General features: G+C 68.2%; 13 protein-coding genes. 3 read left to right on the forward strand and 10 right to left on the reverse strand.

From position 1 onward, the window contains the following. Nucleotides 1–13 precede the first annotated feature (13 nt). Together ACQY5K_RS12440 and ACQY5K_RS12445 are read right to left on the reverse strand one after the other, a co-directional pair. Complete coding sequence (locus ACQY5K_RS12440) at nucleotides 14–430, reverse strand: 4Fe-4S dicluster domain-containing protein (RefSeq protein WP_419921475.1); 417 nt, start codon at nucleotides 428–430, stop codon at nucleotides 14–16. A gap of 12 nt (nucleotides 431–442) precedes the next feature. After that, nucleotides 443–877 carry a hypothetical protein gene (locus ACQY5K_RS12445; protein ID WP_419921476.1) on the reverse strand — a complete coding sequence of 145 codons (435 nt, stop codon included), beginning with the start codon at nucleotides 875–877 and terminating at the stop codon, nucleotides 443–445. A 433-nt stretch (nucleotides 878–1,310) separates the two neighbouring features. Here ACQY5K_RS12445 and ACQY5K_RS12450 point away from each other — a divergent pair, with 433 nt between their 5' ends. The 3 genes from ACQY5K_RS12450 to ACQY5K_RS12460 all read left to right on the forward strand — a co-directional run bounded on the left by ACQY5K_RS12450 (nucleotide 1,311) and on the right by ACQY5K_RS12460 (nucleotide 4,776). Continuing rightward, nucleotides 1,311–2,069: a c-type cytochrome gene (locus ACQY5K_RS12450; protein WP_428115704.1), complete on the forward strand. Its 759-nt coding sequence runs from the start codon at nucleotides 1,311–1,313 to the stop codon at nucleotides 2,067–2,069. A gap of 42 nt (nucleotides 2,070–2,111) precedes the next feature. Further along, complete coding sequence (locus ACQY5K_RS12455) at nucleotides 2,112–3,395, forward strand: geranylgeranyl reductase family protein (protein ID WP_428115706.1); 1,284 nt, start codon at nucleotides 2,112–2,114, stop codon at nucleotides 3,393–3,395. 103 nt (nucleotides 3,396–3,498) lie between these two features. Continuing rightward, nucleotides 3,499–4,776: an ATP-binding protein gene (locus ACQY5K_RS12460; RefSeq protein WP_428115708.1), complete on the forward strand. Its 1,278-nt coding sequence runs from the start codon at nucleotides 3,499–3,501 to the stop codon at nucleotides 4,774–4,776. A gap of 150 nt (nucleotides 4,777–4,926) precedes the next feature. On the opposite strand, the gene ACQY5K_RS12465 is transcribed toward ACQY5K_RS12460, so the two are convergent. The 8 genes from ACQY5K_RS12465 to ACQY5K_RS12500 all read right to left on the reverse strand — a co-directional run bounded on the left by ACQY5K_RS12465 (nucleotide 4,927) and on the right by ACQY5K_RS12500 (nucleotide 13,095). After that, nucleotides 4,927–6,225, reverse strand: coding sequence for a glutamate-1-semialdehyde 2,1-aminomutase (locus ACQY5K_RS12465; RefSeq protein WP_428115710.1), 1,299 nt, complete (start codon nucleotides 6,223–6,225; stop codon nucleotides 4,927–4,929). A 34-nt stretch (nucleotides 6,226–6,259) separates the two neighbouring features. Further along, nucleotides 6,260–7,054 (reverse strand): uroporphyrinogen-III synthase, encoded by a 795-nt coding sequence (locus tag ACQY5K_RS12470; protein WP_428115712.1) that lies wholly within the window; start codon nucleotides 7,052–7,054, stop codon nucleotides 6,260–6,262. After that, a complete protein-coding gene (hemC, locus tag ACQY5K_RS12475) occupies nucleotides 7,047–7,949 on the reverse strand; it encodes a hydroxymethylbilane synthase (RefSeq protein ID WP_428115715.1) in 903 nt (300 codons plus the stop codon). The genes ACQY5K_RS12470 and hemC overlap by 8 nt, the downstream gene beginning before the upstream one ends. Nucleotides 7,950–7,967: 18 nt before the next feature. Further along, nucleotides 7,968–9,227, reverse strand: coding sequence for a glutamyl-tRNA reductase (gene hemA / locus ACQY5K_RS12480; RefSeq protein WP_428115718.1), 1,260 nt, complete (start codon nucleotides 9,225–9,227; stop codon nucleotides 7,968–7,970). 215 nt (nucleotides 9,228–9,442) lie between these two features. Further along, a complete protein-coding gene (locus tag ACQY5K_RS12485) occupies nucleotides 9,443–10,252 on the reverse strand; it encodes an SAM hydrolase/SAM-dependent halogenase family protein (RefSeq protein ID WP_428115720.1) in 810 nt (269 codons plus the stop codon). A 52-nt stretch (nucleotides 10,253–10,304) separates the two neighbouring features. Further along, nucleotides 10,305–11,105 (reverse strand): pyrroline-5-carboxylate reductase, encoded by an 801-nt coding sequence (proC, locus tag ACQY5K_RS12490; RefSeq protein WP_428115722.1) that lies wholly within the window; start codon nucleotides 11,103–11,105, stop codon nucleotides 10,305–10,307. Between the two features lie 123 nt (nucleotides 11,106–11,228). After that, nucleotides 11,229–11,783, reverse strand: a complete 555-nt coding sequence (locus ACQY5K_RS12495) for a YbjN domain-containing protein (RefSeq protein WP_428115725.1) — start codon at nucleotides 11,781–11,783, stop codon at nucleotides 11,229–11,231. Nucleotides 11,784–11,802: 19 nt separating this feature from the next. Next, complete coding sequence (locus ACQY5K_RS12500) at nucleotides 11,803–13,095, reverse strand: glycosyltransferase (protein WP_428115728.1); 1,293 nt, start codon at nucleotides 13,093–13,095, stop codon at nucleotides 11,803–11,805. Nucleotides 13,096–13,140 lie beyond the last annotated feature (45 nt).

Here is a 13,140-nt window from a genome sequence, read left to right on the forward strand (position 1 = left end):
GGGAGTGCCGGCGCTACAGGCGCATCCCGTAGGCGTAGCCGTGCGTATGCGTGCGGCCGTGAACGTCGCCGCCCGGAGGCGGAGTGTTGCTCACCCTGCCAAGCGTGATGACGCCTGTCGGGCAACGGTCGACGCACAGCGCACAACGGGTGCAGACGTCGTCGTCGATGATGAAGATGGCGTTGTCGGTGGGGTCGAGACCCGGCAGGTCGACGCCGACGGCCTCGTCAACCGCCTCGGTGGACACGTACCAGATGCACTTCCACGGGCAGATGTCCACGCAGCCCTCGCACTGGATGCACTCGGACTGGTCGATGTTGATGAACTGCTTCGGCTTGACCGCTGCATCGAGGTACGCGGCATCGACCTGATGCAGGACGTAGTCGTCCCGGAACTTGGGCATCGGCGGGTTGGCGTCACTGCTTGCCATCTCTGCGCTCTCTCAGTTGCCCTTGATGAGGGGACGTCCGAAATCGGATGTGGGCTCGTCGGCGGGCTGAGCCTTGTCGCGGCGCTGCCACCACAGCCACAGCAGCGACAGGCCGACGAGCGCTGCGAGATGCTCGATCACGACCACCAGGTCACTGACCTTCTTCAAGTCCATGCGTGTGGGCGGGAACGTGATGGGCGATGTGAGGAACTGCCCATCGGTGAACAGGAACCGCTCGACCGACCAGCCCCACTCGTTGTCGGTCAGGCGCACCCACCGGTCGGGGACGATGCCGAAGACCATGAGCAGCAGCATGAACACGTACGCCGCGCCCAGCATGGCCTCGCCCCAGGTCGTCGGGCGGTCCGTCGGGCGGCGCTTGCCGTAGGCGACGATCCCCCAGACCATCAGCGCGGTCACGAGGATCGATGTGAAGAGCGCGACCACTCGTTCTTCCTCCCGCGTCGTCCTGTCGGCTTCGGCTTGCTGCAATTCGGCGCAACTGCGGCTGTCGGCCGCAGCGAGACCGGGGCAAAGATTACCGGCACCCCGGCTATGGCGCGCGATGTTCTAGCACGGCAAACGTCAGGGTCCACAAATCCGGAGGTCGGATCGGCCGACGGCGTCTTCGCTGCAGCCTTCGCCCGCGCGCTACGGCACCGGCAGAGCCTCGCTGGCACGCCGCACGGGCACGCCGCTGGGCACGCCGCTGGGCACGCCGCTGGGCACGCCGCGAGGCTTCGACTGCGTGGCAGACTTGCCCGCTGGTGTGCTCGGGCGCGTATCGTGCTCCGGGTGCTCGGGCGCGTAACCTGCGCTGCGCACGCTGGCACCGCAAACTCGTTCGATAAGCCCTGGGGGCAACCCCGCGGAGGAGACAGTGGCCGAAGTTCCCGAGTACCTGCTGGAGCGCTCGCGACAGCGTCGCGTCGCTTTGGGCGTGCTGGAGGACGACGGCAGCGGCGCAGCGGCGCCTGGTGCGCCAGCGCCTGGCGCGGCCGTAGCCGCCGGGCCGGGGCCCGCAGAGATGATCGCTGCGGCCAAGCAGGCCGCGCTGGCAGAGACTGAACCCGCCATCGCACCCGATCCCGAGTGGGTCGTTGCCGCGCGAACTCGCCACCGCATTCCTGTGTGGGTGCTTCCTGTGCTGGTCTGCTTGCCGCTGTGGGGATTCGTGTACTGGAAGCTGACCGAGCCGCCGCCCGTGCCGATCACCGCTATCAACGAGGGCGCAACCACGTACGCCGTGCGTTGCGCGAGCTGCCACGGCGGCAGCGGGTCAGGCTCTGACGGAAGCCTGGTGGGCCGCCCGCTCCACAACGGCGAGGTCCTCGCCACGTTCCCGAGCCTCGACGACTCGTTCATCCAATGGGTCTCGCTCGGTTCGGAGGGCACCGGCATCGGGCGGGTCTACGGCGATCCGAACCGCGCGGGCGGTCCCCACGTCTCGGGCGAGACGGGATCGAACATGCCGGCATTCGGCGAGGTACTCCAGCCCCACCAGCTCTATTCCGTCGCCAGATATGTCCGCGAGGTCATCGGCGGCGAGGACATCAGCGATGAGGTCGAAGCAGAGCGCGACGCCGAGTGGGAGCACCTCGGCGGCGGCTCGGACAGCGGGGGTGGTGGCGGCCACTAGCCGCCAAGATGCGCGCCTGTGGCGCGCCAGCCTCATCTGCGTGTGCCCGAACGCGACGTGACCGAGACCAGAGCCTGTGACGTGCTCGTTGTGGGCGGCGGGCCTGCAGGGTGCGCGGCCGCCTACTGGGCAGCGCACGCGGGGCACGACGTCCTGCTGATCGAGCAATCGACCCATCCACGCGAGCGAGCCTGCGGTGACGCTCTGACACCGGGCGCCGTGGGCGAGCTCATCGCCATGGGATGCGACCCGGTCGCGGCACGTTGGCATCGCCACGAGGGTCTCCGCATGACCGCACACGGGCGCAGCCTGGAGATGCGCTGGCCGTGCGACGAGCGGCTTCCCGGGTACGGCGTCGTCGTACGCAGACCTCGACTGGATGCTCTGACCGCCGCACGAGCGCGCGCGGCCGGTGCACACATATGGACCGGCACCCACGTGACAGCGCCGCTGCTCACCGATGGCCATCTGCGCGGTTGCCACGCGGTGGGCAGCGGCACCGGTGGTGCGCCCAGCGGACCCCTCGTCGCTCACGCTCGCTACGTGGTGATCGCCGACGGGCCGCGGTCGACGTTCGGACGCGCGCTGGGCACCGCCCGCACGCGTACCTACGCGCAGGGTCTGGCGATGCGCGCCTATTACCCGACTCCCCGTCACGCCGAGCCGTGGATCGAATCGGTGTTCGCGCTCATCGACCGCGACGGCGGTCAGCTGCCCGGGTACGGCTGGGTGTTCCCGGTCGGCGACGGCACGGCCAATGTCGGCGTGGGCCTGCTCAGCCACCACGACGGCAACGAGGCGATCTCGCTGGATCGTCTCTTTGAGCAGTGGACGCGCCAGATTCCCGACCGATGGGAGATCGACCCGGACGGTCCGCACACGCCTCCCGTCGGGGGCCGATTGCCCATGGGCGGATCTGTGCGGCCGCGTTCAGGCCCCAACTGGGTCGTGGCCGGTGACGCGGCCGGCAGTGTGAATCCCTGGAACGGCGACGGCATCGGACCCGCGCTGGGCACAGGCCGGCTCGCGGCTGAGGTCATCGGTCGAGCGCTCGAAGCCGACGACGCACTCGAATTGCGGCGCTACGAGACTGAGTTGGCTGCGCGCTGGCAGCGGTACCACCATCTCGGGCGTATCGCGACGCGCGCGCTCGGCCGACCTGGTCTGATGCGACGCCTGACACAGCTCGCCATTCGCTCGCCCCAGATGGGCAACCTGGTCATGCGAGTGTCAACCGACCTGCTCCGCGACGACCAGCGTGGCGGTCCCGAGCGCATCTACCGCGCCGCGTCGGCGATGGCGCGGCTCTGGCGCGATCGCAGCTAGCCGCAGTCCGCGCCGCGCCAGTCCCGGGAAGCGTCCGACGAGGGTCTTTCTTACGGAATCTGAAGGGTATTTTCAGTGGTATAGGAACGGTATATTTTGCAGTATGACTATGGGCGGCTTAGGGCCCCATGGCTATGTGCCGCGAGTTGTCGACCATCACATGCAGCGATTGCTGCGAACGGCACCTGCCGTCGTGGTCGAAGGTCCCCGTGCGTGCGGCAAGACGTGGACCGGTCGGATGTTTGCCAACAGCATGGTGCGGTTCGACGAGCTCGATTCGACCCGTCGACAACTCGAGGTGAACCCTGCCTCATTCCTCGTTGGCGACACGCCGAGACTGCTTGACGAGTGGCATGTTGCCGATGGCCTGTGGAATGCAATGCGCCACGCGTGTGATGACCGGGGGATCAACGGTCAATTCATCTTGACGGGCTCGGTGAAGCCCGCCGTCGCCGCCACCGACCACAGCGGAGCCGGTCGCGTCGCGCGGCTGCGGATGCGCCCGATGTCGCTGTGGGAATCGGGCGATTCGTCTGGCGCGGTCTCGCTCGCGAGCCTGCTGGACGGCGGCCCCTGCGCCGCAGATCCCGCCGAGTCAGATCTTGGGCGCGTCGCACGACTGATCTGCCGCGGCGGATTTCCGCGGTTTACCACCATGGATCACACCGACGCCCGGGAGCGCCTGCGTGACTACCTGCGCGACGTCTCGCAGATCAACCTCTCCACCGGAGAGCCCGCCGCGCACGACCCGCGGAAGATGCTGGCACTGATCACGTCTCTCGCTCGCAACGAAGCCACATCCGCCTCGCTGCGAACGTTGGTTGAAGACACCGCAGGCTTCGGCGGTCCATCTGACCGCGACACAGTTCGGCGGTATCTCGACCGGTTGGCCGATGCGTTCGTCATCGAACCTCTCCCAGCGTGGTCGACGCACCTCCGTGGCACAGCGACGCTGCGTTCCACACCAAAGCGATACTTCGTGGATCCTTCCCTCGCGACCGCAGCGCTGCGAGCATCACCAGAGGGACTGATCGCCGACCTCGAGGCGCTCGGCTTCCTCTTCGAATCGCTGGTGATCCGCGACCTTCGTGTCTACGCCCAGACCTTCGACGCCGAAGTCATGCACTACCGCGACAGCAAGGAGCTGGCAGTCGATGCGATCGTCACCCGAGGAGCCAGCGATTGGGCCGCCGTCGAGATCAAACTCGGCGGAGCGGCTGCCATCGAGGCGGCAATTGCATCACTGCGCCGCCTGCGCGCCAAAGTCGACACCCAACGATCCGGCAACCCGTTGCGCTTGATCGTCGTAACCGCCGTCGGCCCGGCGTTCGAGACCAACGACGACATCGCGGTGGTTCCCATCACCCACTTGTCGCAATGACCCTGCGTAGTGCCGCGTTCCACAGTCTGCGGGGAGTTCGATTTGGCCGGTGGGGGGGCCTGTCGGCGGCGCTGTTCCTCGATCACCGTTGATTGCCCGAATACGAGCCGGTGGCAGACTCCATCAAGCATCCCGGTTCCTGTGATCGGTTCACAGCCCTGCGGCAGCCGCGGCAGCGTCGGCAGCGTCGGCCATGAGCGCCAAGGCTTGGTCGATGACTTCGGGGGTGTGGGCGAGGCTGACGAAGATCGCTTCGTAGGCACCAGGGGCGAATGCCACCCCGCCCGAGAGCAACCCGGCGTGGAGCCGGGCGTATGCCTGCTCGTCGGTGGTACGGGCATCGTCGTAGTCCGCCGGCACCCAGCCTGAGGCGGGGCCCGCGCCGCAGTACAAACCGACGAGGGTGCCGACCTGGCAGACGTTCGCATCGAACCCGGCGCCCGCGAGGACGCCACGCATGCCGTCGGCGAACTGGCCGGCCCGGGCTTCGAGCTGTGCGTATGCCTCGGGTGTGAGCTGGTCCAACGCGGCGAGGCCCGCTGCGGTGGCGAGCGGATTTCCCGAGAGCGTCCCGGCTTGGTACACGGGACCGGTCGGTGCCAGCGTCTCCATGATCTCGGTGCGTGCGCCCAGCGCGCCGATGGGCAAGCCGCCGCCGATCACCTTGCCGAAGCAGGAAATGTCGGCCGTCACCCCGTAGCGCTCGGCGGCACCGCCCAGCCCGAGGCGGAATCCGGTGATGACCTCGTCGAAGATCAGCAGCGCGCCCACTTCGTCGCAGGCCTGTCGCAGGCCCTCCAAAAAGCCGGGCACCGGCGGCACCAGACCCATGTTCGCCGCCACCGGCTCGACGACCACCGCAGCAATCCGGTCGTCGAGTTCGGGCACGACGTTGTAGGGCGCGACGACCGTGTCGGCCACCGCGCTCGGCGGGACTCCGGCTGAACCCGACAGCCCCAGCGTGGCGACTCCGCTGCCGCCCGCAGCCAACAGCGAGTCGGCATGGCCGTGGTAGCAGCCGGCGAACTTCACGATGCGCGGCCGGCCGGTGAAGCCACGGGCCAGTCGCACGGCGGTCATCGTCGCCTCGGTGCCACTGCTGGTCAGCCGCACCTGGGACACACCCGGTGCTGCGCAGGCGATGCGCTCAGCCAGCGCCACCTCGCGCGCGGTGGGCGCGCCGTAGGAGGTGCCGTCCGCCGCAGCCGATACCACCGCCTCGGTGACAGCGGGATGGGCGTGGCCAAGAATGATCGCCCCGTAGGACTGCACGAAGTCGATGTACTGCTGGCCCTCGGCGTCGGTGACGTACGGCCCGCTGGCCGATTCCACGAAGTACGGCGTGCCGCCGACGGAGCCGAAGGCTCGCACCGGCGAGTTGACCCCGCCGGGAATGACACGCCGGGCCGCTTCGAACAAGCCTGTGTTCGTCGGGTGGGGCTCCGTCACGGTTCGCAGCGTAGGGGTGGTGGGGTTGTCAGGACTACGAGGCTGGCTGTGTGGCGTTGAGCGCTTGTGCAACAGCGTCGACGAGTCCGGCGTCGGACGGCTGCGGAGCGACGGCCGCAACCTCGAGGCCTGCGGAGGAACACGCGGCTGCCGTCGTGCGACCTATGCAGACGACCTTCGCGTTCGCCAGCAGGCCGCCGGTCTGAGCAAGGTGGCCCTGCACGGCCGACGGGGATGCAAACACGACGGCATCTGCAGCGGCAATATCGGCGGCAAGATGGTCCGACAGCGTCGGCGTCACCGTTCGATAGGCAGTGACCGCCGCGACCTCCCAGCAGCGGGCGCGTAGGCCATCGACCAGTTCAGGTCGGGCCGCTGCCGATTGGGGGACAAAGCACGCGTCGCCGGGCCGCGGATCTGCGAACGCCGCAGCCAGGCCAGCCGCGTCGTGCTGATCCGGCACCAGATTCGGCGGACGGTCCAGTTCGGCCATGACGCGGGACGCAGTTGACGGACCGACTGCCGCGACTCGGATGCGGGCGAAACGGCGCCGAACACCTCTTCGGTCAGCGCGAGCCAAGGTCGCAGCCACCGCGTTCGGGGACGCGAAAGCCACCCAGCTGAAGCGTTCGAGTCGCAGCAGGGCGTCGTCGAGGGGCTGCCCACCGTCGAGCGGGGGCACAATCGCCAGTGCGGGTGCAACCACGGCCCTCGCGCCGTGTTGCCGCAGTACCTCGGCCAGCTGTGCAGCCTGGTGGGAGGCCCGAGTGACGACCACCGTGCGCCCCGCGAGCGCTCCGGACTGCCCCGCAGGCACGCCTTCAGACATCTTCTGCAGCGCAGGCGAGGGACTCTGTGTCGGCGAGCAGCTGTCGTGCCAGCGCGGTGCCAAGCGCGTTCGGATCCGTGTCACGTCCCGCGGCGCGCAGGAGGTCGGTTCCGTCGGGACTCGCGAGCAACGCTGACATCTCGAGCGTGCCGGTGTCGTCGAGCGTCGCGTAGGCACCGGTCGGCAGGTCGCAGCCGCCGCCGAGTGTCCGCAAGAACGCGCGCTCGGCCTCGACGCAACGGGTGGTGACCGCGTCGATGATTGCCGCCGTCGCTGCTGCTGCGGTCGAGTCCCCGACTCGATGCTCGATCGCGATAGCGCCCTGTCCGACTTGGGGCAGGATTTCATCGGGTCCGAACCACTGTGCGATTCGGTGCACTTCGTCAAGCCGCTCGAGCGCGACCGCGGCGACGACCACAGCGTCAACGTCGGGGCCATCTGCGGTAGCGATACGGCGCGCCATGTTGCCGCGCAGGCCGACGAATCGGAGATCTCTCCGGAGGTGCGCTAGCTGGCACTGTCGGCGCTGGGCGCCCGTCGCGACGATGCCGCCGTGCGGGATCTCGTCGAGTGGCAGGCCGACGAGCGCATCTCGAACTTCACCGCGCGGCAGGCAGCCCGCCAGAGTCAACCCGTCAGTCGGCTCCGAGCGCATGTCCTTGGCGCTGTGTACGGCGAAATCGGCGCGTCCGTCGAGGACGGCGGCTTGCACTTCGGTGACGAAGACCCCGCGGCCGGACATTTGCGAGATCGGCGTGCTCATGTCGGCATCGCCGCTCGTGGTGACCGGCACCAATTCCGCAGCCGACCGTAACGAGCCGGCAGCTTCGAGCGCATGTGCGACCGCGCGCGCTTGCCAGAGTGCCAAGGGGCTCGAACGCGTCGCAATCCTCACGCTGGGCGCAAACCCCGACTAAAGGTCGAACAGGTCGCGTACCGAGTCAGCGAGGCGGTCGCCTTTGGCCTTGCCGGCAGCGGCCCGCAGGGCGACCGTGGGGTGATGCAGCAGTTTGTTGACGAACGACTTGGTTGCCCGCTCGAGTGCGTCGCGGGCGGCGTCGTCAAGATCGGGATTCGACGCCAAGGCGCGTTCGACTTCCAGCGCCCGCACTGCTTCGGCTCTGCCGCGCAGAGTTTCGATGAGGGGAGCCATCTCACGCGCAGACCGCGACTGCGCGAATCGCTCCGTCTCGGCATCCAGGATCGTCTCGACCGCAGTGACTTCGCCAACGCGACCAGCGTGACCTGACGAGGCGAAGCGTGACAGATCGTCCATGTCCAGCAACGTGACGCCCCGCAGCCGGGCAACCGCCGGGTCGACGTCGCGCGGCACTGCGATGTCCACGATGAGCAATGGCCGCCCAGCGCGCCGGGTGATGATGTCGCCCACGCTGGCGTGGCCCACGATCACCGAAGTCGCACCTGTCGAGGTGAGCAGCACGTCGACTTCGCTCAGCGCATCGGCGAGCCGCCCGAGCGGCAGGTGATGCCCTCCGACGCGCTCAGCCAATGCCTGCGCATGAGAAGACGTGCGGTTGGCAACATGGACCGCAGCCGGTCCGGCCGCTGCGAGCGCCACGATCATGCCCTCGGCCATCTCGCCGGCGCCCACGACGAGCACCTGACGACCCTCCAAGGTGCCCAGATGCTCGATCGCCATGCTCACTGCGGCGTGGCTGACCGATGCGGTGCCCCGCGCGATGCCCGTCTCGGTCCGAGCGCGCTTGCCAGCGACCACGGCATGGCGGAACAACTGGTTGAGCACAGCTCCCGCCGTGCCCTCGACGCGCGCTGCGTCCCAGGCGGCTCGCACTTGACCCAGGATCTCTCCCTCGCCCAGCACAGCGGATTCGAGCCCACTGGCGACGCCGAACAGGTGTCGTGCTGCGTCATCGTCGTAGTGCACGTAGAGATGGTCGAACAGCTCGGCTGGCGGAGCGAACGAAAGCGTGCCGAAGAAATCGCGCAGTTCGCCGAACGCCGCGTGGAATCGCTCGGCGACCACGTAGGCCTCCGTGCGATTGCACGTGGAGACGATGGCGGCCTCGCTGACGTGCTCGCATGCAGCGAGGTCGTCGAGTCGCTTGGGCAAGTCGGAGGCGGAAACCGTGCAGCGCTCCAAGAGGTCAAGCGGCGCACTGCGGTGGCTTACACCCATGACAACGATGGACACGAGGACTTCCCAGGGGTCAGGAATGCGGCCCGGACATTCTCGCCGGTCCGACACCCGGTTGCTACATCACTGCGGCACCAATGTGCGACCGATGCGCCGTTTCAGCCAATGGCGACGAGCAACTGGATCGTGGCAACGAGCAGAATCAGCGTCGCCAGCAGGCCCAGCACCAGTGCAGTCCGCGGTCTCATGTCGCCCGTTTCACGTCACTCAACTCACGTCGCCGGGCGCAGCCGCACCTCGGTGCCGACGTCGAGGCCGAGATGGGCCGCGCTGCCGCCGGCGACCGTGAGCTCGAGCAGTCCGTGTGGGTCGTCGGCGAGCGCGAGGCCGCTGGTACCCGCCTGCCGGGGAGGCATCAGTCGCACCGCCTGCGACGTGTCGGACTGCGGAGTCGGCGCCCACTCCGCGACCAGCAGGTCGCCGAGGCCGTCCAAGATCTCCCGGTCGACGTTGATCTGCACGGTGCCCCAGCGCGTCACCGACAGCACTTCGGCAATCACCATGCCGTCATCTGCGATGCGCGGAACCGCCACAAGCGCGGGCAGCAGCAACGAAGGGTCAACGGCTGCGCCGAGGGACGACAGCGGCTCTCCCGCCGCGAGGCGGCCTGCGGCCGGAGCGAGCACGTCGCGTGCCGGGTGCAGTGCCGACGCGGCTTCCGATGCGGGGTCGAGCCCGATGAGCACAGCCTCGTCGGCCCCGCCGACGGCCGCCGTCGCCGCGGCCAGCACCCCGTTGTCCGGCCCGACCAGCATCGATTGGCCATCGCCCACCGATACCGCGATCGCGGGGCGAACAAGCCGGTGGCCCACCGAGGCAAGCACGATTCCGGGGGCCAGATACGGCACGCTGCGCGCGAGCATCAGCGCTGCAGTGCGCGTGTCGCCTGGGTCGATCTCGTGGCTGAGGTCGATCACCAAGGCATGAGGTGCGGCTTGGCGCAGGATCGAATGAATGACGCCGACCGATTCGTCGGCGTTGCCGAGGTCGCTGAGGCATGTGATGGTGCCGAAGTGGCTCATGGGAGATGCCTGCCCACGAACAGCGAAGCGGGACGTGTGGGACGCGGCTTGTTCACTGGCCGCCAAGTTCGGCGGAGCGCGCAGTTGCGGCTTCGATGGCCGCGGCAAATGCAGCGCGCACACCGTGGCGCTCGAGCTCGCGCAGGCCCGCAGCCGTGGTGCCACCTGGCGAGGTCACATCAGCCCGCAGGTCTGCGGGGGATCGTCCCTCGCCAAGCAACGTCGAAGCGCCCAGCAGCGTCTGGTTGGCCAGTTCAGTGGCGACAGGTCGGGTCAAACCCATGAGCACACCGGCTTCGATCATCGCTTCAGCCACGAGGAAGACGTACGCCGGTCCTGAACCGGACAGGCCTGTGACCGCGTCCATCAGATGCTCGGGCACACGGACAACTCGACCCACAGCGCCGAGAATTCCTTCGGCCCATGCAAGGTCGGCCTCGGTGGCCTGGTCGTTGCCGCAGATCGCGGCGGCACCTTGCGACACCAGTGCAGGTGTGTTGGGCATTGCTCTCACGATGCCGAACTCGGTACCCGCTGCGTTCGTGAGCGTGGCCAGCCGGACTCCTGCGGCGATGGACAACAAACGGCGTGTGCCGACCTGTCCCACAGCAGCGGCGACGTCGGGAATCACATCAGGCTTGGTGGCGAGGATCGCCCCGTCGGACGGAACGACCTCCGTGGCGACCTGCACGCCCAAGGCCCCGTAGCGGTCAGCCAGCTCGGCTCGACGCTGCGCTACCGGTTCCACGACAGCGATACCGCTGAAGTTCCGACCCGAAGACACAAGGCCACCCAGCAGCGCCTCGCCCATCTTTCCGCCACCGACGATGAGCAACTCGACTCTGTCAGCCATGGCGGTCACGGTAGCGGGGCTGGTCGCCGGGACACTCGCCGTCGGTGAGGCACTTCCCTGCTCGCCTGCAGGCGTGTGCCCCGGCGAACATGAAACTAAATGATCTGTGCTGAAAATTAGTTCCTATTTCTGGAAACCGAGCCGCAACAAGGTGGTGAAGTCGCGTTCGACGTACGCCCACAGCGAACCGACGATGCGATCGAGTTCGTCTTCATCCATGCAATGCGTCGGCAGCTCGCCGGTGAGGAACACAGCGTCCTCGGCGCCGATGCCGTACTGCGCACCCACCAGCGAGTAGTTGCGGCGCAGCACGAAGTCGGCGACCTGGTCGGGGCGATGCGGGGGCGTCGGCAGCACGTAGGTCTCGTAGGCCAACGTGCGCTGGCGCAATGTCAGCCACACGGCGATGACGTCGCGGGACTCCCCTGCCAACCGCACGTACCAGCGCCGCGGGATGTCGTCGTCGCGTGTGACGTCGATGAGCATCGGCCTGTCATCGGTGGCTGCGGCGCTGACAGACGCGGCGTCGGGGGCCGCGGCGCTGACAGACGCGGCGTCGGGGGCCGCGTCGTCGGGGGCCGCGTCGTCGGCTTGGGCCTCCGCCCACTCAGCAAGCCATCGGTCGATCCGCGTCTCGAGTGCGTCCAGCTCGGAAACCGTCGCCGGACGCCGGGTCATCGGCGAGGACCGATGTTGCTCACACGCACGCGACCAATTCGCGACGGGCGGCGCCGCTGAGTGTCTCGAGAGCAGCGCGCGCGCTCGCTCGCCACGTGAAGCTCTCCGCGCGCCGTGAGCCGGCGTCGCCGAGTCGAAGGCCGAGCAGCGGGTCGCTCAGAATCTCTGTGACTCGCTGGGCAAACGCACCGCTGTCGCGACGCGCAACCAGAAATCCCGTCACGCCGTCGACGACGTTGTCACGCAGGCCGCCGACGTCCGATGCAACCACCGGTGTCCCGCACGCCGCTGCTTCGAGGGCGACAAGACCGAACGACTCCGACCGGCTTGGCACCAGGCACACGTCGGCAGCCCGGTAGTAGGTGGAAAGCAGGTGGTGCGGGAGCGGATCGACGAAGGTGACCGCGTCATCGAGACCGAGGTCGGTCACCATCGCGTGCAGTCGCGCAAGCGTGGCGTCACCGTCAGGGCCACTCGGTCCACCGACGATCACCAGCTGCGCATCGGCACCGCCAGCGCAGCCCGCCCGCAGCGCGGCCAGCGTTTCTGTGGCCAGCTCTGCGCCCTTCAGCGGCTGGATGCGTCCTACGAACAGCAGCACTGGCCCGGGCCGCAGCCTGATCGCAGCGCGTGCGGCGTGACGCTGACCAGGCGCGAACATCGCGCGGTCAACCCCGGGAGTGAGCACGTGCACGCGTTCGGGCGGTACGTCGTAGAGCGATTGCAGCTGCGCGGCCTCGGCGTCGCCCGAGGCGAAGACCGCGTCGGCACAATCGATGACCTGCTGCTCGGCTTCGCCCCGGTGATGGGGTTCAGCATCCCCGGTGCTGGCCTTGACTCGTCCGAGCGTGTGAAATGTGACTGCGAGCGGGACGTCGAGCTTGTGCTTCAACTGATGCCCAGCCACGGCGGACAGCCAGTAATGCGCGTGAATTGCGTCGACCGGCCGATCGGCGAGATGCCGCCCGACACGTTCGGCGAAGGTCGATGTCACAGCTCCGAGGTCGTCTTTGGCCAACGACACCGCACCGGCGTTCACCGCGACGACGCGCATGCCGGGCTCTACCTCGACCACGTCGGGCTGTGCCTCGTGCGATCGTCGCACGTAGATGTCGCACCTGACGCCCAAGTGCGCCACGGCGGCGGTGAGCTCGCGCACGTAGACGTTCAAGCCGCCACCGTCGCCGCTGCCCGGCTGGTGCAGCGGCGATGTATGCATGCACAGCACCGCGACCGATGACACCGGACCGCTTGGCGCGGTGTCGTCAATGATCGCCCGATCATCTGGCGCCGCTCCGAAGAGTGCATTCACGGGCAATAACGCTACGCAGTCGGGGCGCCGCGCCCATCGGGACGT

Source organism: Candidatus Poriferisodalis sp. (assembly GCF_965262965.1).
Lineage (GTDB): Bacteria > Actinomycetota > Acidimicrobiia > Acidimicrobiales > Poriferisodalaceae > Poriferisodalis.

Excerpts from the sequence above, each read along its gene's own strand:
- ACQY5K_RS12440 (WP_419921475.1), bottom strand. The coding sequence starts at position 430 with ATGGCAAGCAGTGACGCCAACCCGCCGATGCCCAAGTTCCGGGACGAC.
- ACQY5K_RS12495 (WP_428115725.1), bottom strand. The coding sequence starts at position 11,783 with ATGACCCGGCGTCCGGCGACGGTTTCCGAGCTGGACGCACTCGAGACG.
- ACQY5K_RS12485 (WP_428115720.1), bottom strand. The coding sequence starts at position 10,252 with ATGAGCCACTTCGGCACCATCACATGCCTCAGCGACCTCGGCAACGCC.
- proC (WP_428115722.1), bottom strand. The coding sequence starts at position 11,105 with ATGGCTGACAGAGTCGAGTTGCTCATCGTCGGTGGCGGAAAGATGGGC.
- ACQY5K_RS12470 (WP_428115712.1), bottom strand. The coding sequence starts at position 7,054 with ATGTCTGAAGGCGTGCCTGCGGGGCAGTCCGGAGCGCTCGCGGGGCGC.
- ACQY5K_RS12460 (WP_428115708.1), top strand. The coding sequence starts at position 3,499 with ATGACTATGGGCGGCTTAGGGCCCCATGGCTATGTGCCGCGAGTTGTC.